Here is a 21,579-nt window from a genome sequence, read left to right as displayed (position 1 = left end):
AGTGCACTGGGTTATGTATCGCCTTTTGAGTTTGAAGCAATGTACTATGATAAGATTAACCCGTTAGGTCAGGTGGCTTAACTTAAATAAAAAAGTCTCCGACAAACCCGGTACGGTTCATTAAGTATCTCAATTTTGATAGCTACAAGCTTTTTATAAAACTCATACTGATCTTGAAGAAGTACACTCATACCCTCACCAATCAAGAAAGGCATTAACTTATTTCTCAATGCCAATGCTAGCGATTGTTCTGTTAATTTTTTAGTATTTTTTCTAGAAGTTTTGACAATATGATCAAATGCTTTCCAAACCGTTTCTGCTGAGTTATTTTCAGTACTATCAAATTGATAAGGTAAATGTGCAAAATAATCTTGATTAGGAATTAAATACTGATAAGCGTATAAACTGCCAAAAGCCATAGCAGTAATTTGACCAACGTTGATTGTATTTTTTATCTCTTCATAAATTTCCAATCGATGCTTATATTGTGATTGTAAATGTTTTACAGTCTGAAAAAATATATGCAGTGCGTCGATTTGTATTTCTTGATCAATTTCTTTTAAAACATTCCAAGAATTATGATCTGATTGTAGGATTAACCCAGACTGACGTACCGCTAAAATAAAGCTTTGAACATCTAGTTTTAAATAATTTACACAGACATTTTTATCAACACCCCCAAATCGCAAATATTGGCTCAAAGCTAAAATGTAGTTTTCACTTTGAACTTCATCAAATGTAAGTAACTTAATAAAATTTGATTGCCAAAACATATCAAACTTATTTTTGAATAATCCTATCTTAGGTGGTGTACTTTTATATAAAAGTTCTTTAACAATTTTTTCTTTAGCTTTTTCCACACTAAGTTCTAAAGCTAAATGTTCAAATTTTTCTTCGTAATAATTTTTCATAAAAAAATAAGGGCTGATTAATCAGCCCTTATCTTATACCGCTTATTGCTTAATTAACAAAGAATTAAGTCAACTGAGCGGCAGCAATTTTCTTCGTATCAACGTCTTTAGCGGCGTTAGTATATTCGCTCATCTTGTCGAAGCTTAAGTATTGATAGATGTCAGCTGACATGCTGTCAATTTGAGCTGCGTACTGTTGGTATTCTTCTGGAGAAGGCAATTTACCCAATACAGCAGCAACAGAAGCAAGTTCAGCAGAAGCTAAGTAAACGTTAGCACCTTGACCTAAACGGTTCGGGAAGTTACGCGTAGAAGTCGATACACAAGTCGTGTTCGGAGCTACACGTGCCTGGTTACCCATACACAATGAACAGCCTGGCATTTCAGTACGCGCGCCAGCTTTACCATAAATGTTATAGAAACCTTCTTCCATCAACTGATGTTCGTCCATACGCGTAGGTGGAGCAATCCACAAACGAGTTGACAACGCACCACCAGGAACTTTCTCTAACAATTTACCAGTCGCACGGAAGTGACCGATGTTCGTCATACAAGAACCAACGAATACTTCGTCAATTTTCGCGCCTTGAACATCAGAAAGAAGTTTTGCATCATCTGGATCGTTCGGGCAGCAAAGAATAGGTTCTTTGATGTCTGCAAGATCGATTTCATACACTTTCGTGTATTCAGCATCAGCATCCGCTTTGATCAGGCTTGGATTAGCCAACCATTTTTCCATGTTCTCAACACGACGAGCCATAGTACGCGCATCGCCATAACCTTCAGAAATCATCCACTTCAACATGGTGATGTTTGAACGAAGGTATTCAGCAACTTTCTCTTCAGAAAGTGTGATAGAACAACCTGCAGCAGAACGTTCAGCAGAAGCATCAGAAAGTTCGAACGCTTGCTCAACAGTCAGGTCAGTTTCCATTTCTGTTAAGTCGATCTCAAGGATACGACCAGAGAAGATGTTTTTCTTACCTTTCTTCTCTACAGTTAAGTCACCTTCCTTAATTGCGTAGTAAGGAATTGCATGTACAAGGTCACGTAGCGTGATACCAGGCTGCATTTTACCCTTGAACTTCACAAGTACAGATTCAGGCATGTCAAGTGGCATAACACCAGTTGCTGCAGCGAACGCTACAAGACCAGAACCCGCCGGGAATGAAATACCGATTGGGAAACGAGTATGCGAGTCACCACCAGTACCAACAGTATCCGGAAGAAGCATACGGTTTAACCAAGAGTGAATAATACCGTCACCTGGGCGTAAAGACACACCACCACGGTTCATGATGAAATCAGGAAGCGAGTGTTGCATTTGAACGTCAACTGGTTTTGGATACGCAGCTGTATGACAGAAAGATTGCATAACAAGATCAGCAGAGAAGCCTAGGCAAGCCAAGTCTTTCAATTCGTCACGAGTCATTGGACCAGTTGTATCTTGCGAACCCACAGTAGTCATCTTAGGTTCACAGTAAGTACCTGGAAGTACACCTTGACCTTCAGGAAGACCACAAGCGCGACCAACCATCTTCTGAGCTTGAGTGAAACCTTTACCAGTTGCAGCAGGCTGAACCGGAGTACGGAACATTGTAGATACTGGAAGACCTAAAGCTTCACGCGCTTTAGTCGTCAAACCACGACCTACGATCAGGTTAATACGACCACCAGCACGAACTTCGTCTAGAAGTACTGGAGTTTTAAGTTCAGCTTCAGCGATTTGTGCGCCGTCTTTGAACGCAGTTACTTTAGCAGCAGCGTGATCGATCTTAAGAACGATTTCGTCGCCCATGTTCATGTTGGCAACATCGATCTCGATCGGTAATGCACCCGCATCTTCCATGGTGTTGAAGAAAATCGGAGCGATTTTAGAACCTAGGCAGTAACCACCGTCTTTTTTGTTCGGGATGTGCGGGATGTCGTCACCGAAGAACCAAAGTACAGAGTTAGTTGCAGATTTACGAGATGAACCTGTACCAACAACGTCACCCACGTAAGCAACCTGGTTGCCTTTCGCGATCAGTTCTTTAATCTGGTTAAGTGGACCCACTTCACCAGGAACTTCTGGATTGATTCCGTCACGTACGTTTTTCAACATTGCATTTGCGTGCAATGGAATGTCTGGACGGCTCCAAGCGTCTTGTGCAGGTGACAAGTCGTCAGTGTTGGTTTCGCCAGTTACTTTGAAAACAGTCAGTTTGATTTCTTCAGGAACGTCTTTACGGCTAGTGAACCATTCAGCGTCAGCCCAAGACTGCATAACTGCTTGAGCATTTGCGTTACCAGCTTTTGCTTTATCAGCAACGTCATGGAATGCATCAAATACAAGAAGCGTTTTTTTCAATGCTTCAGCTGCAAGTTCAGCAAGCTCAGCATTGTCTAAAAGTTCAACTAAAGGCGCTACGTTGTAACCACCAAGCATAGTACCTAGTAAATAAACAGCACGTTCTTTAGAAACGAGTGGAGAGGTTGCTTCGCCTTTTGCCAATGCAGCTAAGAACGCAGCTTTTACATATGCAGCTTGGTCAACACCTGCTGGTACACGGTTTTCAAGCAAATCTACCAAGTATGCTTCTTCACCAGCTGGCGGGTTTTTTAGTAGTTCAACTAATGCAGCTGTTTGGGCATCGTCAAGTGGCTTCGGTGGGACTCCGAGTGCGGCACGTTCTTCAACGTGTTGGCGGTAAGCTTCTAGCACAGTGTTATTCCTCTTTTTTAAAAAATTACTTATGAATTCCTGCTTATTCCAAGCTTCATAAATAATATGGACTCCGAAATTTTACTAAATTTCCAGTTAAAAGTTAATGCAACTCAAGTGTTTCTTCGTGATGCTCGTTATTTTATAACTAAATGATGCTCTTAATGATTATTCCATAATCAGTTCCAGCTTACACCACACGAAACAAGCCCATGAATAGGCCCTTTTAACTGAATTTAATGCATAAAAAAGGCAACCCTGATGTTGCCTGATTTGACGTTAAAAAGATACTCCACCTTAGTGTACAGTGGTCGAGTTTAAATACTGCTGATATGAGTCTCGGCAGCCTTGGAATTTCACCACGCATTCATCTTCATAGGTGCTACTGTGATTATTGCTGGCAAAGGAAATGTCCACCTGATAAAGCTTTTTATCTTGTTCTAGTATCTTCTTTAAAACGACTTTGTCACCGACACTGAGTACATAGCGACTGCCGCCAATAATGACTACACCCTCTTCATCTTCCAGCAGCAGATCAGAATGATGCAAATATCTTACGACTTCCATATTGTGCTACTCCTCGGTTAATTGGAGTTAAATTCATTATTCAATATAAAGATAAGTATTTCTATATTTTAGATTTAGAAATTGTCACAAAGTGTACATTTTGCTTAGGCTATTTTTATTATTCAGTCTTTTGAAGATGCTTATATTTAAATACGTTTAATGGGAAATATGCGTTGGAAATTTTATCCAGATATAAAAAAACCGTCCCTTAGAACGGTTTGTAATCTGGTAATTCATCATGCGGTGTCGCAATACACTTTGCAGTAAATTCAGCGCGGACTTTTTCACGTGCTGCTTTTACATCTGCCTTAATCTCTTCGGCTGGAATTGCATAGACTTCATCAATAATGTTCAGGATAAAACCTTTGGTGGTCTCATCGTCGATCTTGTTGGCATGCTCGATTGCTTTTTCTTTCTCAATCGCATTCTGACGATCCAGCATAATGGTACGCGCCGCATTACCGACACTTCGACAATAACCTTGCCACTGCTCTTCAGGGGTTAAGGGTTTCTTCTCGGCACAACCGGCCAGCGCCAGCATAAACGATAAAGCCAATAACTTTTTCATGAATTTCTCCTTCCGAGGGGCAATATAAAAGATCGGGGAAGATTTGTCATTTCAAAATGCCAGTTGTATGGAATTAAAAAAAGCCCACTCATGGGCTTTTTCATTTTATGTGATTAACCGCATGAAGCTTGAATAATCTTTTTGCTTACAGGATCTACGGTGACAGTCACTCGTTCTTCACGATAATCCATCGTCACCGCTTGACCCGGTTCGACCATACGTACAATTTGTGCCTTGGTTTTCTGCTTGATTTGCGCTTCAGTCAAATTGGACTGACCGACCAATGCCGCTGCCTGATCAGCAATACATTTAGGTTGATTTATGTGCAGTAATTCCCACTCCTCGACCACCTGACCATTCTTTAAATGGCAATATCCGACCTGACCATTGCTTTCAGTACGAATTTCAAGCTTGCCACCCTGATTGACACAATAAGCGCTTGCAGGATTCGCTGAACCTATTTTAGGAGCTTCCGTCTTAGATTGCGGCGTGGTAGTACATGCGCTTAAAGCGACAGCCAGCAAACCGAACAGCATTGTTTTTTTCATGAGAGCCTATTCTTCTTTAATAATTCTTCACCAATTTAGCATATTTCCTTGTCCTTGCCAGAGACAAGTCTGTGTACATTTTTAACCGTACTTTTTCATTAAAGAATGGAAATAAGACCTTTGTGCATTAAGGACTTCAACGCTATAACTCTCATGAACAAGATAAACAGAAGAGAAGAACCTCTCCATAATAAGGAAATGTCGGACGAATCGCCTAAACCAAGTGATTATGCATTTTAATAGCATTACATTGTCATTACATCATTCAAATATGACTTCGCTTTTAGATTTGTGATCTGTGCTGGATTGATTTAATATTTGATTGAATTTTAAACTTTCTATTGGTATGACAGACGATCCTCAACTCTCCCTCAAGGAATATCTTGCTACGGTTCAGGAAGTGGTCAAACTCACTTTCGATACACCAGTATGGGTCAAAGCCGAAATTCGTAATCTAAGTATTAAAGCCGGCCATTATTATCTGGAGCTGGCAGAAAAAGAAGCCGATAGCGATCAGGTGATTGCCAGTTGCCGAGCAACCATCTGGAAATTTAGTGCCCAGAAAATTGTCACGCAGTTTGAACGTGAAAGCGGGATTGAGCTGAGTCGTGATCTGAAAGTGCTGATTAAAGTCAAAGCCAACTTTGATCCGCAATATGGCTTTTCTTTAAATATTGTCGAGATTGATTCGGGCTATACCTTAGGAGATATTGCCCGGCGTTATCAGCAGATTGTTGAGCGGTTGACGACTGAAGGACTGATTCAGCGCAATAGAAACTTGCCCAGTCCTTTTGACCTGAACCGGATTCTGGTGATTGCTCCCGAAAATGCAGCAGGCCTGGGAGATTTTAAAAAAGATGCCGATGCACTTCAGCGTGCGCAGGTGTGTGAGTTTATTTACTACAGTGCGACTTTTCAGGGAAATACTGCCCCGCAAAGTATTATGCAAAATCTGGCGCAAGCGCTCAAACAATGGGCACAGACTTATAATACAGCACCGGATCTGATTGTGATTATACGAGGTGGTGGCGCAGTCAATGATCTGGCTTATTTGAATGATTATGATCTGGCTGCCCTGCTCTGTAAACGTTCGGTACCTGTCTGGGTCGGCATCGGGCATGAAAAAGACCGTACTATTCTGGATGAGATTGCGCATCGCTCCTTTGATACCCCGAGTAAAGTCATTGCTGGAATCCGCAATCATATCTTTGAACTGACCCAGGATGTCCTGAATTATCTACAGCGCATTCAGCGTTTATCTCAGCAACAGATTCAGGCTTATCAAAATCAGAATGATCAATTTTTGAAACTGATTCAAAGTCTGGCCAATAACCAGATTATGGATGCGCTGCAACGTCTGCAACAGATCAAGGCCAATACTGCCAGTCTGGCCCAACAGCATACCCTGCTCATCAATCAACAGCTCGATGCCCTGATGCGGGAAACGCTACTACAAAATCCTAAACATGTTTTATCCAAGGGTTATGCCATCGTGCGCCAGCAAGAACATATGGTTGCCTCTATTCAACAGATTCAGTCCAGCGATCTGGTTGAAGTCGAATTACATGACGGCATTTTTTCAGCACAACTTATACAGGTACTTCCTCATGAATCATGATACTTTGAGCTTCCAACAAGGCTATGACATCTTGAAAAAGAATGCGGAACTGCTCGAATCTCAGCAAGAACCGGATATTGATAACTTGATGAAAATCGTGGAAGAATCCATGACTGCCTATAAAGCTTGCAAGGCCCGGGTTGAAGCGGTTCAAACTGCTTTAAATGAGACGTTTAACGATTAATTGCACCCCATTTTAAATATCTTATTAGGCTATTTTGCTAGATTGAATTGACATAAAAGCTCTCATTAATGAGGGCTTTTTTATTAAGTGAAAAAAAATCATTTCAATGAATAATTAAATTTTCTAGATGGGGTTTTTGATAAATCCGCTCAATTCCATATGGGAAAAATTGTATTTTCATTCTCATCCACCAGACGATAAAAAAGCCCAATATTAAATTGGGCTTTTTATTACTCTTCAACTTCTATCGGATCACCGTCTTCAGGGCGAATATGACGCGTCCCATCATCCGCAGGATCAACACTAGAACCATCTTTGGTAATAGCATTGTACATTTCATCCTCTTTCTTATCATCGATAAATTCTTCATCTTCGAAATCTTGAGGTTCACTATCGTTGTCGAAGTTTAAAGGCTTTTCTTCATCTATCATGGCGATCCATCACTTATTTAACTAATAAAATATCATGCTCAAATATTTGAAAGATTCATTCAATAGTCAACGATGATCATTTGTGTAACTGAATAAACACAATAGTCATTGGAACATTATTTTCTACCGACAAAAAAAAATGCCTCCTTAGGGAAGGAGGCTGAAATTGGAAAGAAACTACAGCGATAGAATCTATTCATGCATTATATATAAACTTATAATTTATACATTAGCATAATATTACATTAATTTTTCAATTAAAAAGCCCACTTACTTTTTCAAATAAACGGGCTAGTGCTGTAGTCATTTTCTTCATATTATTTGCGTTTTCTTGTTTTCGCAAAACGAATATAGCACTGTGAATTTACCAATAAAGTATAGAGAGTATTAATAAACTGTTTTCTTACATTTGCTTTAAGTTACTTTTCGTTCAATAAGCTATACATATTAAAAAAGCCCATCTTTCGATAGGTCTTCCCCTTTTCACTTTTGCGCTGATTCAGGTATGTTGTCAAAGTGAGCAACGACTAGAGAATAAGCAAGCTATTGATAAAAATATATAAATACACCATTAACATATAAAAAAAATTATAGTTTTATAAAAAATAACTATACTTGTTGAAGTAATTGGCGATTTTAGCTTTCAACGACACTTTATAGCTGACTTAATTTACTAGACATATAAGTTAAAAATAACGTCTTATCCTGAAAATCAGGCATTTCAAACACCCAAAAAATGTAATTTTTAGATCTCAATTTAAGTTTTACATTCACGGCCTTTACTTGAATTATTACATCCTCATGCTGCATTTCTGCGAATAATTCTAAAATCAGCGCAAAGAATCTCAGTTTGTTGACTGTGTTGTATTTTGTTGGTTTATATATTCTCAAGGCTTCAGAATATATAAGCTCGCACCATTCATTTCCATCTTCATCATCCATTAGCTCTCATTTAATTATTTAAAATAGATCACGAGGTAGGTTTATAACATGGTGGCTATAATTAAACTGCTTTTAATCTGAATATTAGAATTATAAATTTTTAGAAAATAAAAAAGCCCATCTTCCGATGAGCCTTTTTGGAAAATATATCATGAAGAACTAAGCTGCAAATTCTTGCAGTACAAATCGTTTTACACTTTCATCAAAGTCAGGTTTTGAAAGAGCAAGCTTGCCATTTTTCATAGTTTTATAACAATAACTCGCTGCTACTCCCATACCAACCAAAGTCAACAACTTCATTGCTCACCTCTTTACTGGGAAGATTTGAATATAAAGTTATCATTCAAATTTGTAGTTTTCCAACTCAGTTTCGATTGTTTTCTGTACTACATGTTAATGAATGTATGAATAATAAATGAAAACCTGCCGCATGCTGAGTTTGCTTAAAGTCCTTCAACTAGTGGTTAATTTGCGTATCTATCCAGTTAAGGAAATTTTCCTTATTACTGAATTCTGGCATAGACCCTAAATTTATAGTCTCTTTAGCCCCAAATTTTCCAGCGACAGTATTCGGTGCTTGAACTCTGAAATCCAGAGGATCACTTTCATGTAGAGTTCTAAAATATTCTACCGCTTTATCAAATTCACTTTTATCCTTAAAACCTGGTCGTTCCTTTAAAAAGTCATAAACTTGTTCTAGAGCTGATAGATAATTATTTTTAGGCATTCTGTTTTCTCTAAAATGATGAGTTTTATGATGAAGACCTATTTTGAATGAATAATGATAAGAATATTCCCTTATTTCTTAGAGTTTATGTAAATCATGATGATTTGAGAGTTAAATCCAAATTCTGGAATAACCTGATAAAAAAATGAGCGTAAACATACACTCATTTTTACTACATTTTCTAGTGCATGCTTAACTGACTGGCATTGCTTTAAAATAAGGCCTTTTTTTTGAACTAAGTGCAAATGCCGGCTGCTCTATCAGCAAAGATTAGATGCACTTTAAATGCGCCAGTTTAAGGTTCAAGCCTAATTAACGCTATGAATATCAAGTTCATCATTGGTGGTCAATACAACAGAAGCCAAAATTGGGATGCCCAAAATGAAAGGTACAGCGAAAATCCATAGAACTACGGTTACGTCCGGTTTAAAGAAAAATTGAATGGCTAATGCAGTCAAAATAAGTACAGAAAATAGAATCGCAGCAAAACGGATGATAAATTTAGTCGACATGCGAAGATACTCTTATGCGTGAAATCGTATTTTCAATATACACCTATTTTTATTATGGGTTTATTGATTTTCAGTCTGTTATTGCATGTTTTAATTGATTTTCTATATGTGATAACTGAATTATACGACGAGCAGTTTTCTTCACCCTGAAGTCTCATCCTAAATTCTTTCTCTACTCGTAACTCTATTGTCATATATGTATAGAGATTGAATTTAGAGATCAATGCTTCTGCTGACTATGACATCAATCTACTTTATAGCTAATAAAATCTTTGTCCTGTGTCTCCCAATAAAAGAGCCCTAAAATTTTAGGGCTTTTTTATTGCTTAAATTAGAAGCGCCAATTATAGAACAAGTCAATCGCACGTTCTAAAGACTGACTCGCTTCCAGATACAGACGCTGATTTACCTGATAACGTAAAGTGAGCTTATTCACGGGTGTAAATACCCCGACCCCATAGCGCAGATACAAATCAGGCGTAATATAACCAGTCACAGAAACTTGCGTATCATCTCCTGTTCCTTGGGCATCCAAAGCCAACCCACTTAAGCCAAAACTACGCCCAATCTGGTTGGTCAGCGCACGGGTGCCACCCAGGCCCAGACTGATACCCGCAGCAGCGATGGTATTATTCACATCGGATCTGAAGCCTTCAGTCTGGCTTAAACCCGATGTACCTTCATTGACACGACCGGTAATCAAGGCATTCAACGCTTCCTGCTCTGACAAGCCCGCATCATTATAAATCTGAATACTTGGGCTCGATGCAGTACCTGTTACACGTACCCCGACTGTACTTCCCTGAACCGATTTATTGGCATCAATGTCCAGCGTCGGATTGGTCAGTTCGCCATTAAAACGCGCAATCGCACGATTCAAATCCAGACTTTGACCATAGGCTTCGATTTTCACCCGCTGTGACACCCCGATTGCACCATTGGCACGCATCGCGGTTTCCAGACCTCGCTGTGACAGATTGACTCGACCCAATAGAGGAATACGACTGTCAAAGCCCTGGAAAATGACCTGATTACCCAAAGAAACAGCCACATCTGCCCGGATATCCCAAGGACGTGCCGATTTCAGGATCGCCAGCTGATCATCACCTTCACGCACGACCCGTACATCTGAAGATAGACCCACCACCGGTTCGGAGGCTTCAGGCATTGAAATCAGCGCACGTGGTACATCGACTGTACCACTCAGACTCAGCTTTTTATTCAATGGATACATATCCAGACTCAAATCTGGTGTAACCACGGCGGTAATCAACGGCGCCTGACGAATCAGCAAATTGTCACCTTGCAGTTTGAGTTGCACCCGTGGATCGCCTTTCCAGTCCACCGATCCAGTGACTTTACCCGCACCGCGACCACTGTTAAATGCGCCATTAATACTGGCAGTATTCTGGCGTATGGATGAATACAGTTGTACATTGGTCAGATTAACCGGCAAGGAAATCATGCTGATCGACGCATCTTTGACTCGGACTTCACCCTCAAGTAAAGGATCGCTTAAAGTCCCACTAATTTTACCGGCATAAGATAAAGTCCCGTCCAGATTACGGATATCCTGAACAAATGGCTTAAAGACCTTGAGTTGCACCTGGTTAAAGGCAATTTCGCCACGCATTGGTTTAGTGTCGCGATATGGATCAATAATGACATTGGCATATCCCGTTCCGATATCCGGTGTTTTGACATCCAGACGAAGCTGCAAACCATCTGCCACGCTTTTTGCCACCAGCCCGACTTCATCATATTTAAGTGTAGAACCTAAATAATCCGGATCTTCAGAAGATAGACCCACCACACCATCACGAGTCACCAGACGCGCATCAATTTTAGGTTTGCCACCTTGTGCCCAGGCAGCCTTGGCATAACCATTGACTTTACCTGTCAATGCCAATCCATCCGGCAGGAAGGCACTGAAGTCTTCCAGATCAAGGTTTTGAGTAATAAAAGAGGCACTACCACGGGTTTTGTTGACCCGAATCGGCTGATCAAAACACAACTGGCTTTGCTGACTCATCCAGCAATGGGCACCAACAAACAGATCCGATTGAGCACTGTTATAAATCACTGCTGCATTTTGACGCTGCACCAGACGGGCACGTAAAGAGTCGAAATCACCTTTTTGAATCTGACCCAGCCAGTTATTTTGGACATTAAAGCCACCGGCGAGCTGCACAAAGAATTTTGACAAGCGGTTTTCTGCCTGTACTTTGAGAATGTGTGCAGCACGGGTACCGGCCAGTGATATCTCACCGCGTACAATCTCGCGTGAACCGCTACGCAGGCGATCCATTGTCGCGGTCAATAAAGTTGGTGTGCTTTGCGATGTTGGCAACTGTCCGCGAACACGAACTTTCTGCACGCTAAACAGGTTTTTAAAGGCAAAATTGTCGATAGATAGGTTAGCCGAAGCCTGTAAACGTGGCTGCGCCTGCATATTGATATAGCCTTGCGCACGACCTCTTAAGTCGGGATACAATTCAAACAGGGCCGGCGCATTGACTTTCAGTTGGAGATTTTGTGCATTACCGGTCGCCTGAATCTGGTTGCTGGCATATGACAGGAATAGGTTATTTGCTTCAAACTGCTGTGGTACAAAACCGCGCTGGTTTGAATTGATGATGACCGATAAATTACCTGTACCACGTACCGGTTTATTATTCAGCATACCGGCCAGATTTAAGCGTTGAATCTGAATGCGTTTTAGGGCATCTGACCAAACGCCCTGGGTTTGCACATTGCCTGACAATTCGCCTTTCAGTTTGGCATTAAAATATTGCGGCTTAAAGCGGATTAAGGACGCATTGATATCCCAGCCAATGCCATTCGCCAGATTGACCAGACCACTGGCATTAATCTTGCCAGCCACACCATCATGACGGAATTCATTTATCTTCAACATTTCCGGGGTGCCTGAAACGCGCAGTTTCAGCATACCCTGACTGGCTTTAAGCTGGCTGGCATTTAAAGCACCATCATAATTGACCGCGTAACCTTTAAATCCGCCACCCGCTTTTTCATTATGGAATAACAAGGCAATGGTACTGTTACCGGTCAAACGTACGGTTTCATTTTGCTCCGCCAGTCGTCCGGTCAGGTCGACACTGTTCAGTTTAATAATCTGCTGATTCGGTTGCGCATAACCATTGGCTTTAACCTGGCCATTCAAACGATCTACCGGTGAAGCTGCGGCAATACTTTGGGTATTCAAATTTTTGGCATTTAATACCGCGGTCCATTTTAACTGACGTTTTTCCTGTGGTAGTTCAATCCGTGCATTGCCGCTTAAGCTGCCTGCCTGTGCATTGGCGCTGTAATTAAAGCTCGGGACATTCAGGATATTTTTGTTCAGATTGAGCTTAGCCTGATACATGCCTGCAGGTAGAAGACCTTCTTCATGCTGCTCGACTTTAGTGGCCACATGAATATTCTGCTGACCTTCGACCAATGCCAATTTGACATCGCCAGACTGACTGCTGAGCCAGCCCACATAAGGTACGGCGCGATCAATATTTTTCCAGGCAACATCTAACAGCATCGGCTGCGCTTTATTGCCTTTGACCGGGTTTTGATCCAGCTTCAGATTCCAGCTTTCATAACGGTCAAAATCAACCAATCCAGTAAGGTGCAGGCCATTTTCCAGATTACCCGCAGAAGCAATATTGGCATCCAGACTTGGTGGCAAGAAATCTTGTACGACTTGCGGAATGCGCTCATGTTTAGGATCAATCCCGTTCAAACGCCCAGCCAGATCCCAGCTGACCCGGTCTTTCCAGCCCACTGTCCCGGCAAGGCTGACTGCGCCTTTCATCAACTGACCATTCAGATCGGTAATATTCAGCTGATTGACCAGATCGGTATACATCACCGCACTATACTGACCTTGCGGAATATTTCCCCCAATCAGGTCAGTCTGGACGTTCAGGTCCAGACGCTTGATATCACCATTGAACTCGGCAATACCGTCTTTGGTAAACAATTTCTGTTCGGCTAGAATAGGCCAGTGATAATCCTTGAACTTTAACTCGCCGCGCATCGGTACCTGAGGACGCATAGGATGTACGATAACCCAACCCGTTAATAAATCAGGCGTATTGGTCGCTACACCAGCTTGGATGGTGTCCAGCGTTCCACGTGCCCTCACCTGAATATCATGAATATTCAGGCTGTCTCTTAAAGAAGGCAGATTGACGATGCCCGTGGCATCTAGAGGGTATTTGCCTTCAAACTGCATTTTACCAGTGGCTTCACGGACTGACAGATAGCCCATGTCCATACGGGAATCTTCAAAATTTAATTCGGTACCAGACCAGAGTGCCTCATTTAGTTCAATATTATAGAAATCGACTGCATTGGTCTGGGTTTTAATCACCAGATGATCGAGTAATAGATGATCAACGCGCAAGATAAAAGGCAAACGGATAGCATTAAACTTGAACGGTTCGCCCGTTGAAGGTTGCTTGTTAATAATTTGCAGATTGAGGACATCGGCTTCAGTCAGATGAATTTCTTTTTTGACAATCGCGCGCCAACCCAGTTTTACATCAGCACGATCAATTTTGACATCGACCGGTTTCAGACTGACCAGCACATTTTTAAGAATAATTCCGCGCCATAAATTGCCGCCTTCATATTCATATTGAATAATTTGCTGGCGTTCCAGCACCTGATCCAGCAGAAATTTACTGCCCTGATTGGTCGAAAACAGTAGAGCCAACACAGACAGCAGAAAAATCAGCGAAAAAAGCACCGACAATAGGATGCTTCTGAATATACGGCGCTTTTTCGGCACAACGCTATCTTGTGGTTCTTGTTCTGGCTGTGGTTGGTTCTCGACCATGATCTACCCAAATAACTATTTTTTAAAATGATGTTTTATAACTGTGATCCAATAAAGAAATGTAAACGAATCGGATAATTGTCATCAGACAGTCCAGTCGCAACATCTATACGTATTGGCCCAATCGGTGAAGCCCAACGCACACCCACACCCGCGCCATATTCGGTCGGATTACTGAATTCTTTATTATAGGCATTTCCGGCATCTGCAAAGACCGCAGCACGCCAGCCTTCCTTAAACTGATAATTATATTCTAATGAAGCCACGCCCAAGGCCTGACCACCTACTTTAAAACCGTCAATTTCCGGAGAAAGGCTCTTATAATCAAAACCGCGGATACTCTGGTCACCCCCGGTAAAATATCTCAGGTTATACGGCACTTTGGCAAAATCTTCAGTAAAGATATAGCCTGCATCGGCACGACCCACAAACTGATGGTCTGCATTTTCACCCAATGAATAGATAAACCGCCAACCTGCATTCACAATGGCCATATCGGCATCAGAGAGTAAAGCCTCACTGCCCAGTTCAATCTTATAGGTCTGCTTAAAACCTTTGGTTGGGTTGACCCGACGATCGCTCTCGGTACGTGAAACTTCATAACCGACTAATAGCGATTGCTGCTCATCTTCGGTATTAAAGCGAAAAGCTTCTGGAATCTGGTTAAAATCGACAGAACCATCCTGCTTCAAACGATCCAGACGATAACGTGCGCCAAAAGTCCGCTGCCAGCTACCACGTGGATTCTTGATAATCCGGTCTGCACCTAAGACTGCCGATTCAATCAACAGGCCTTCACCCTGTGCGACGCCTTCACGCTCTTCACGCTCATAACCACCCACAATACTGACATAATCATTCAGCGGATGGTGATAGGGAATATTATAACGTCCATCAATCGACTGACGGATGCCAGATAACTCCATGTTGGCATCAAACGAATGTCCGCGCTTGTTCACAATGGCACGACGATATTGACCACGTAAGCGGATATCGGTATCTGTGCCATAACCCAAACCCACTTCAGCACTATTTAAACGGTCTGCATTTAAAGTCACAATCACTGGAATCTTTTTCTCTTCCCGTGCCTGTACTTTTAAACGGTCCTGTTCATTCTCTTTGGTTTGCTGCTCAACCCGTAAAGTTCTTAAATTTGCGCTTTCCTGATCGCGGCTACCGGCAAACTGGTCTTCATCTACGACATTCTGGGTCACTTCCTGAGAAGAGGATACCGAGCGAGCTGGTTGCATAGTAGCAGCCTGATCTTCAGTCCGTTTCTGTTCTTCAATCAGGCTTTGAATATCGGGTGCCAGTTCCAGCTCTTTATCAAGCGGATCAGGGCCAATCGCATCCACCAGAGTATAGTTAAAATAACGTGAGTTGGTCAGGTTATTGGCCAAGCCATTCACCCGCCAGAAGGTATAATCTGCACCATCTGTCCAGGTGACCAGACTTTCCAGTACGTCTCGATCCAGCGGAAATTCCTTTTCAGGATCGCTCATTCTGAACTCGACATTGCCTAATTTATAACGTTCACCCGTTTCAAAACGCAGATTCACATCGGCGGTGTTTTGTGGCTGAGCAATCTTTACATCATGCAGACGCCAGAATGAATCAAAATAACCATTGTTATTGGCTGCTGTGGTAATGCGTGTCTTGGTTTTTTCATAATTGCCATGATTGAAAATATCGCCTTCTTCCTGTTCAGGTAAAAGACTGATGACCTGGAATTGCGGCTGTTCGGCGCCCTCTCCAGTAAATTCAATATTTTGACTGCTAATCAGGACAGGTTCATTCGGGGTCACAAAAACCCGAACCCGACTATCAGAGAGTTTTTCAAATCTGAACTGAGCATTATAATAGCCCACCGCTTGCGCTGCCTGTCTGGACAAGGTGCGTAATTGCGGCAAAGCCGAATTAAAGTCGCCAAAAGACTCTTGGGTAAAACTGGATAATTTGGCTTTGACATTATTTCTTAAATTCAGATGGCCTTCAGGCACATCTTTACGATTCAGCATACCGTTACTTTGCGCCACACCTTGCCCATATATGATCACCACATCTGCACTAATGCGGGGAACTCTTGCGGTCATGATCTGACGTGGAGGACGGATTTTATAAAATAGTCGTTTGAACAGATTCGGACGTTTATCATCCTCAGCGACAAGCTGACCTGGCACTTCTGGCAAGGTCAATCCGGCTTCATTATTTTGTACAATAATCTTGCTGTCTGCCTGAATCGATTGCATCAACTGATCGACATTCACCGGTGCCTGATTAATTTCCAGCAGTTCCTGCTGGCTAATATCTGCCACCACTGTTTCAGTGGTCTGGTTATTGCGATAATTTTGTGCTTCCTGTTTGGCTTGCTCAGCTATCTGGTAAATTTCATTGGCCATGTTCTGATCAATAGTCTGTACTGGCAGATCTTCCAGATCATCAAACTCGATCGGCGTAAATTCACCCAGACCAGATCCTGCATTTTGCTGTTGTTCCAGCATCAACATGCTGTCCACTGGAACTTCAGGCTCCAAGGCTTCTTCGATTTTTTCTTCCGCTTCCGTTTCGGACGTGGCCACTCCCTGACGAATCGCTTCTTTGGATAGCTCGTCCACCATTTCTGCCTGAGAAATGGCCACAGGTGTTTCGGGCTGTTCGGTTTGTGCCATGCTCTGATGGGATAACATCATAAAAAAGATGCTCATACACAGCTGCATACCACTATGCTGTGGTATGAGAGGCCCCATACTGCGATTTAGCATCGTTTTTTTAAAATTTTTCTTTGCAGGCATAGCAAACTCTAAACGAATACATTCTTTAATTGATTATTTGACCGAAAAATATAAGCTAAGGAGCTTAATTAATTGGTTTTTACCTTTACATGGCTGAAAGTATCTTACATGATTTTTCTCAATGTTTACGCATAACTGACATTTCTTAATAAAACTTAATGTAGCACGGCCTATATGAACAAAAATGAACATTTGTTAGCTTCTCGGCGCTTTTTACCGATGTTTCTGACGCAGTTTTTTGGTGCATTAAACGATAATGTATTTAAACAGGCGTTACTGCTGGTCATTACTTATGGCTGGATTCAACAGCAATCGGCCAGCATCAGCACTTTAAATAATCTGGCGGCTTTACTGTTTATCTTGCCCTATTTTATTTTTTCAGCCACGGCCGGTCAGATTGCCGACAAATACGAACGTTCACAGCTGATTCGCTATCTCAAGCTTCTGGAAATTGCCATTATGTTGCTGGGAACTGTCGGTTTCCTCATGGGCAATTTATGGATTCTGTTATTTGCCCTGTTCCTGATGGGCACCCATTCCACTTTCTTTGGCCCGATCAAATATGCGATTTTACCTGAAGTCCTGAAACCGAATGAACTGATGTCCGGCAATGCCCTGTTTCAGTCCGGAACTTCTCTGGCAATCCTATTCGGTATGATTCTGGGCGGTGCAGTCATTGCAGCTTCCGCCGGCAACCTGATCTGGATCAGTTTAACCGTCATCAGCATCGCCTTGATTGGTTATATATCCAGTCGCTATATCCTGAAACAAAGTATTCCCGCGCCTGAGCTGCAAGTTGACTGGAATTTTTTCCGCACCAGCTTGCAGACCTTGAAATATGCCAAAAGCTTACCTCTGATTTTTACCATTTTACTGGGCAATTCATGGTACTGGTTTTATGGTGCAACCTATCTGACCCAAATTCCTCAGCTGACATTACAAAATCTGCATGCATCTGAAAATGTCGCCAGTCTCCTCTTAACCTTTTTTTCTGTCGGAATTGGTCTGGGTTCATACTTATGCCGTAAAATTGGCGGCAGTCAGGTCAATATCAAGATGGTGCCTTTTGGCGCAATCGGTCTGGTGGTCTTTGCCCTGTATCTGGCTGCGAGTCTGGCCTTTGTTCCAGAACGTACAGGTGCATTAATCGGCCTGGCAGATGTCTTTCAGCAAGGCTGGAGCTATTATCATGTGATGCTGGCCGTCACCTTACTTGGAATTAGCGGCGGTTTTTATATTGTACCGCTGTATGCCATGATGCAGGCGCATTCTCCCCGCTCACATCGTGCGCGTGTGGTTGCAGCAAATAACATTCTGAATGCCGTTTTCATGGTATCTTCTGCTATATTCTCGATTATTATTTTAAGTGTTTTAGAGCTTGATCTTAAAATACTTTTTTGTATTACCGCAGTATTAAGCGGCCTGTTTACTCTCTGGCTACTTTACCGGCTGAAACCAATGATCAAAACTGCAAAAGCGCCCTTGGAGGATTAATTCATGCGTCAATATACAGGTCTCGATAAACTGATTCACTCTTTTGACCAGGCATTACGCAGTCTAGTCCCGGGCACGACTTCGGCCCAACGTGAAAATCCGGCCCAACCGGTAGAAACACAGTTAACCGTCAGTGATGCACGTCATGTGGCAGGTTTAATGCGGGTCAATCATAGTGGTGAGGTTTGCGCACAGGCGCTGTACCATGGTCAGGCGATGACGGCGAAACTCCCGAATGTACGTCGCGAAATGGAACAGGCAGCGATTGAAGAACAGGATCATCTGGCTTGGTGTGAAAACCGCTTAAAAGAACTGGATAGCCATACCAGTCTGCTCAATCCGGTCTGGTACGGTCTTTCCTTCGGTATGGGTGCAATTGCCGGAATCGCAGGCGATAAATACAGTCTGGGTTTTGTGGCTGAAACAGAACGTCAGGTCAGCATGCATTTACAGCATCATCTTAGCCAGTTGCCACCGCAGGATGAACGTTCTCGTCGTATTCTAGAACAGATGAATGAAGATGAACTGCATCATCGGGATACAGCGTTAAATGCTGGCGGTGTAGATCTACCCGTTCCAGTTAAGATCGCCATGACAGGCATTTCCAAATTGATGACCAAAACCAGTTATTTTATTTAAATAAGACGGTTACAGTTTGAGCCCACTCCTTTGTGGGCTTTTTAATATGTGTCAAATCTTGAGCGAGATAATAGTAACTCAAGGCATATGGCGATCTTATTACTTATAAGCTCTATAAAATAATAGAGATTTCCCCCACAACATCCTTTAATCTTTTTTGCTCATTTCAGAAAGTAGGTCTAGCTGGATTTCCTGAATTTGCGCCAACCGTTCCCATTGGTGTAGCAGCAGATGATCTAATTTTTCATGTAAATGCTGAATTTCCAGTTCGGCTTTTAAATTGATCTGATAATCATTTTGTGAACGTAAGCGGTCTTTGGCTTCCTGTCTGTTCTGGCTCATCATAATAATAGGTGCCTGAATCGCCGCGAGACAGGACAGGATTAAATTCAACAGAATAAATGGATAAGGATCAGCAGGTCGTGTCACCATCACCACAGTATTTATCGTAATCCACAGGCTCAAAAAGATTGCAAAACAAATCAAAAAGGTCCAGCTTCCACCAAAAGTTGCAATTTTATCAGCGAGCCTTTCTCCCAAAGCCCACTTTTGCTCTAAGGTTGTTTCCACATTTTTGGTAATCAGTTCATGCTGATGCATGCTATCAATCACTTCAAACTCAAGATCAGTCACTTCACCCTTTTCCGAACTTAATAATGAATGTACATACTGTATACGGTACTGGGTTAAATCTGCCTGGCAAATATAATCTTGCGGTGTCCAGCCTGGAATATCTTTGGCAATCTCTTCGGTAATGACTTGTCTGACTGTTCCCATCGGGGTGAGATTTTTCAGAAGAAAGTGCTTGCCGCATACCAAGCATTTATGGCTTTCATGTTTTTCTTTCATGATAATTCTCTTTTTAAACCAACTCACTCAGCTATTATTTTGTTCGATATGTTTGATTTGCTTTAGTCATTTTTACCATTCGTAAATCAATTATGTATCAAGTGCGTCTGATTTCTTGAACTTATGAATCTCACTTCGATTTTATCTTGGATTGATAAAATGCTCAGCCAAGCGCACGATGAGCTGATCATTCAAGATAATTTTCAGATCGATTCAATCCTACTATCTATACATGACTTAAATTTAATATAATCATGATGATAATAAAAAAGGGGCTTCATTGTGCGCCATTCATACCATCTTGAAAAACATTATATCGAACGCGCGGGCTGGCTTCGTGCAGCTGTACTGGGGGCAAATGACGGGATTATTTCGGTCACCAGTCTGGTGGTGGGTATTGCAGCCAGTGGAGCATCCACAGAAATTTTATTGGTGACCTGTGTTGCCGGATTGATTTCTGGAGCCGCATCAATGGCGGCCGGTGAATATATTTCGGTTAAATCCCAGCAAGATATTGAAACCAATGATCTACTCATGGAAGAGCGCGAACTCCAGCGCTATCCCACCCATGAGTTAAATGAGCTCAAAACGATTTATATACAGCGTGGGTTGGAACCTGCTTTGGCACAACAGGTCGCTGAACAGCTGACCAACCATAATGCCTTGGATGCCCATGCTCGAGACGAAATTGGTATTTCAGCACATACCTCTGCCCAACCCTTTCTCGCTGCATTTTCTTCCGCCATGGCATTTACGGTAGGCTCATTATTTCCTTTAATTTCAATCATGATTTTACCGGAACACTATCTGGATAAAGGCGTCATGCTGATTGGCGTTTTAAGTTTGGGGATGATGGGTGCACTGGCGAGCTATGCCGGTGGAGTAAGTGTCTGGAGAGGTGCAGTTCGGGTCATGCTCTGGGGAATTATCGCCATGTTATTCAGTGCATGGATCGGATCATTATTTAATGTGTCTGTTGGCTAAATATATGTTTATTTTTTTAGTTAGACACAGAATAGGATTGAGCGGTTCTTCTATCAACATCACTGAAAAATGTTTTTCAAAAAACTAGCGGCTCTAACAAAACTTGAGTTTAATTAGGGTCTGTTGACATTTTCTGTTCAAAAAAATAGCGAGAAAGTAAAATTTAATCGCCAAACCAAATTTACTTCTCGCTATGCCTCGTACAATGCTGAATGATCAACACTGGTCTAAGTTACTTTCTATTTTCCGAAATT

18 protein-coding genes are annotated in these 21,579 nt (G+C 42.0%); 5 read left to right on the top strand and 13 right to left on the bottom strand.

Going from position 1 to position 21,579, the window contains the following annotated elements:
• Positions 1-77: 77 nt before the first annotated feature.
• From PV763_RS15060 to PV763_RS15040, 5 genes are all read right to left on the bottom strand, one after another.
• Complete coding sequence (locus PV763_RS15060) at positions 78-911, bottom strand: hypothetical protein (protein WP_420938141.1); 834 nt, start codon at positions 909-911, stop codon at positions 78-80.
• Between the two features lie 64 nt (positions 912-975).
• Complete coding sequence (locus PV763_RS15055; protein WP_005106643.1) at positions 976-3,615, bottom strand: bifunctional aconitate hydratase 2/2-methylisocitrate dehydratase; 2,640 nt, start codon at positions 3,613-3,615, stop codon at positions 976-978.
• 297 nt (positions 3,616-3,912) lie between these two features.
• Positions 3,913-4,182 carry a hypothetical protein gene (locus tag PV763_RS15050; protein ID WP_004645372.1) on the bottom strand — a complete coding sequence of 90 codons (270 nt, stop codon included), beginning with the start codon at positions 4,180-4,182 and terminating at the stop codon, positions 3,913-3,915.
• 208 nt (positions 4,183-4,390) lie between these two features.
• On the bottom strand, positions 4,391-4,750 hold the full coding sequence (locus tag PV763_RS15045; protein WP_004645374.1) for a hypothetical protein: 360 nt from the start codon (positions 4,748-4,750) through the stop codon (positions 4,391-4,393).
• A gap of 113 nt (positions 4,751-4,863) precedes the next feature.
• Entirely contained in the window at positions 4,864-5,298 is a 435-nt protein-coding gene (locus PV763_RS15040; RefSeq protein WP_314136317.1) for an I78 family peptidase inhibitor, read from the bottom strand.
• Between the two features lie 346 nt (positions 5,299-5,644).
• Here PV763_RS15040 and xseA point away from each other — a divergent pair, with 346 nt between their 5' ends.
• Positions 5,645-6,916 carry an exodeoxyribonuclease VII large subunit gene (gene xseA / locus PV763_RS15035; protein WP_004278750.1) on the top strand — a complete coding sequence of 424 codons (1,272 nt, stop codon included), beginning with the start codon at positions 5,645-5,647 and terminating at the stop codon, positions 6,914-6,916.
• Positions 6,906-7,100, top strand: a complete 195-nt coding sequence (xseB, locus tag PV763_RS15030) for an exodeoxyribonuclease VII small subunit (RefSeq protein WP_004278752.1) — start codon at positions 6,906-6,908, stop codon at positions 7,098-7,100. The genes xseA and xseB overlap by 11 nt, the downstream gene beginning before the upstream one ends.
• A 230-nt stretch (positions 7,101-7,330) precedes the next feature.
• Here xseB and PV763_RS15025 read toward each other — a convergent pair whose 3' ends face one another.
• From PV763_RS15025 to PV763_RS14995, 7 genes are all read right to left on the bottom strand, one after another.
• Positions 7,331-7,531, bottom strand: coding sequence for a hypothetical protein (locus tag PV763_RS15025; protein ID WP_004278753.1), 201 nt, complete (start codon positions 7,529-7,531; stop codon positions 7,331-7,333).
• Positions 7,532-8,185: 654 nt separating this feature from the next.
• Entirely contained in the window at positions 8,186-8,473 is a 288-nt protein-coding gene (locus tag PV763_RS15020) for a hypothetical protein (protein ID WP_004278754.1), read from the bottom strand.
• A 159-nt stretch (positions 8,474-8,632) separates the two neighbouring features.
• Positions 8,633-8,773, bottom strand: coding sequence for a hypothetical protein (locus tag PV763_RS15015; RefSeq protein ID WP_004645377.1), 141 nt, complete (start codon positions 8,771-8,773; stop codon positions 8,633-8,635).
• Positions 8,774-8,930: 157 nt separating this feature from the next.
• Positions 8,931-9,200: a hypothetical protein gene (locus PV763_RS15010; protein ID WP_004278756.1), complete on the bottom strand. Its 270-nt coding sequence runs from the start codon at positions 9,198-9,200 to the stop codon at positions 8,931-8,933.
• Positions 9,201-9,508: 308 nt separating this feature from the next.
• A complete protein-coding gene (locus PV763_RS15005; RefSeq protein ID WP_004278758.1) occupies positions 9,509-9,712 on the bottom strand; it encodes a hypothetical protein in 204 nt (67 codons plus the stop codon).
• Positions 9,713-10,043: 331 nt separating this feature from the next.
• Positions 10,044-14,567: a translocation/assembly module TamB domain-containing protein gene (locus PV763_RS15000; RefSeq protein ID WP_314136319.1), complete on the bottom strand. Its 4,524-nt coding sequence runs from the start codon at positions 14,565-14,567 to the stop codon at positions 10,044-10,046.
• Positions 14,568-14,602: 35 nt separating this feature from the next.
• Complete coding sequence (locus PV763_RS14995; protein ID WP_420938140.1) at positions 14,603-17,359, bottom strand: autotransporter assembly complex protein TamA; 2,757 nt, start codon at positions 17,357-17,359, stop codon at positions 14,603-14,605.
• A 174-nt stretch (positions 17,360-17,533) separates the two neighbouring features.
• Between PV763_RS14995 and PV763_RS14990 the strand changes: the two genes are divergently transcribed.
• Together PV763_RS14990 and coq7 are read left to right on the top strand one after the other, a co-directional pair.
• Positions 17,534-18,853, top strand: coding sequence for an MFS transporter (locus PV763_RS14990; protein ID WP_314136323.1), 1,320 nt, complete (start codon positions 17,534-17,536; stop codon positions 18,851-18,853).
• 3 nt (positions 18,854-18,856) lie between these two features.
• Entirely contained in the window at positions 18,857-19,492 is a 636-nt protein-coding gene (gene coq7, locus PV763_RS14985) for a 2-polyprenyl-3-methyl-6-methoxy-1,4-benzoquinone monooxygenase (protein WP_004278762.1), read from the top strand.
• 147 nt (positions 19,493-19,639) lie between these two features.
• Here coq7 and PV763_RS14980 read toward each other — a convergent pair whose 3' ends face one another.
• On the bottom strand, positions 19,640-20,341 hold the full coding sequence (locus PV763_RS14980; protein ID WP_314136326.1) for a DUF1003 domain-containing protein: 702 nt from the start codon (positions 20,339-20,341) through the stop codon (positions 19,640-19,642).
• A 282-nt stretch (positions 20,342-20,623) separates the two neighbouring features.
• Here PV763_RS14980 and PV763_RS14975 point away from each other — a divergent pair, with 282 nt between their 5' ends.
• On the top strand, positions 20,624-21,325 hold the full coding sequence (locus tag PV763_RS14975) for a VIT family protein (protein WP_314136328.1): 702 nt from the start codon (positions 20,624-20,626) through the stop codon (positions 21,323-21,325).
• The last annotated feature ends 254 nt before the right edge of the window (positions 21,326-21,579 follow it).

Origin of the sequence: Acinetobacter sp. AS5 (assembly GCF_048957595.1) — a bacterium.
GTDB lineage: Bacteria > Pseudomonadota > Gammaproteobacteria > Pseudomonadales > Moraxellaceae > Acinetobacter.
This window is presented reverse-complemented; position numbering and strand designations above follow the sequence as displayed.

Bases quoted from the DNA above. Each gene is read 5' to 3' on its own strand.
- PV763_RS14995 (WP_420938140.1), bottom strand. From the start codon at position 17,359: ATGCCTGCAAAGAAAAATTTTAAAAAAACGATGCTAAATCGCAGTATG.
- PV763_RS15000 (WP_314136319.1), bottom strand. From the start codon at position 14,567: ATGGTCGAGAACCAACCACAGCCAGAACAAGAACCACAAGATAGCGTT.
- PV763_RS15015 (WP_004645377.1), bottom strand. From the start codon at position 8,773: ATGAAGTTGTTGACTTTGGTTGGTATGGGAGTAGCAGCGAGTTATTGT.
- PV763_RS15060 (WP_420938141.1), bottom strand. From the start codon at position 911: ATGAAAAATTATTACGAAGAAAAATTTGAACATTTAGCTTTAGAACTT.
- xseB (WP_004278752.1), top strand. From the start codon at position 6,906: ATGAATCATGATACTTTGAGCTTCCAACAAGGCTATGACATCTTGAAA.
- PV763_RS15025 (WP_004278753.1), bottom strand. From the start codon at position 7,531: ATGATAGATGAAGAAAAGCCTTTAAACTTCGACAACGATAGTGAACCT.
- PV763_RS15045 (WP_004645374.1), bottom strand. From the start codon at position 4,750: ATGAAAAAGTTATTGGCTTTATCGTTTATGCTGGCGCTGGCCGGTTGT.
- coq7 (WP_004278762.1), top strand. From the start codon at position 18,857: ATGCGTCAATATACAGGTCTCGATAAACTGATTCACTCTTTTGACCAG.
- PV763_RS14980 (WP_314136326.1), bottom strand. From the start codon at position 20,341: ATGAAAGAAAAACATGAAAGCCATAAATGCTTGGTATGCGGCAAGCAC.
- PV763_RS15050 (WP_004645372.1), bottom strand. From the start codon at position 4,182: ATGGAAGTCGTAAGATATTTGCATCATTCTGATCTGCTGCTGGAAGAT.
- PV763_RS15010 (WP_004278756.1), bottom strand. From the start codon at position 9,200: ATGCCTAAAAATAATTATCTATCAGCTCTAGAACAAGTTTATGACTTT.
- PV763_RS15040 (WP_314136317.1), bottom strand. From the start codon at position 5,298: ATGAAAAAAACAATGCTGTTCGGTTTGCTGGCTGTCGCTTTAAGCGCA.
- PV763_RS15005 (WP_004278758.1), bottom strand. From the start codon at position 9,712: ATGTCGACTAAATTTATCATCCGTTTTGCTGCGATTCTATTTTCTGTA.
- PV763_RS15020 (WP_004278754.1), bottom strand. From the start codon at position 8,473: ATGGATGATGAAGATGGAAATGAATGGTGCGAGCTTATATATTCTGAA.
- PV763_RS14990 (WP_314136323.1), top strand. From the start codon at position 17,534: ATGAACAAAAATGAACATTTGTTAGCTTCTCGGCGCTTTTTACCGATG.
- xseA (WP_004278750.1), top strand. From the start codon at position 5,645: ATGACAGACGATCCTCAACTCTCCCTCAAGGAATATCTTGCTACGGTT.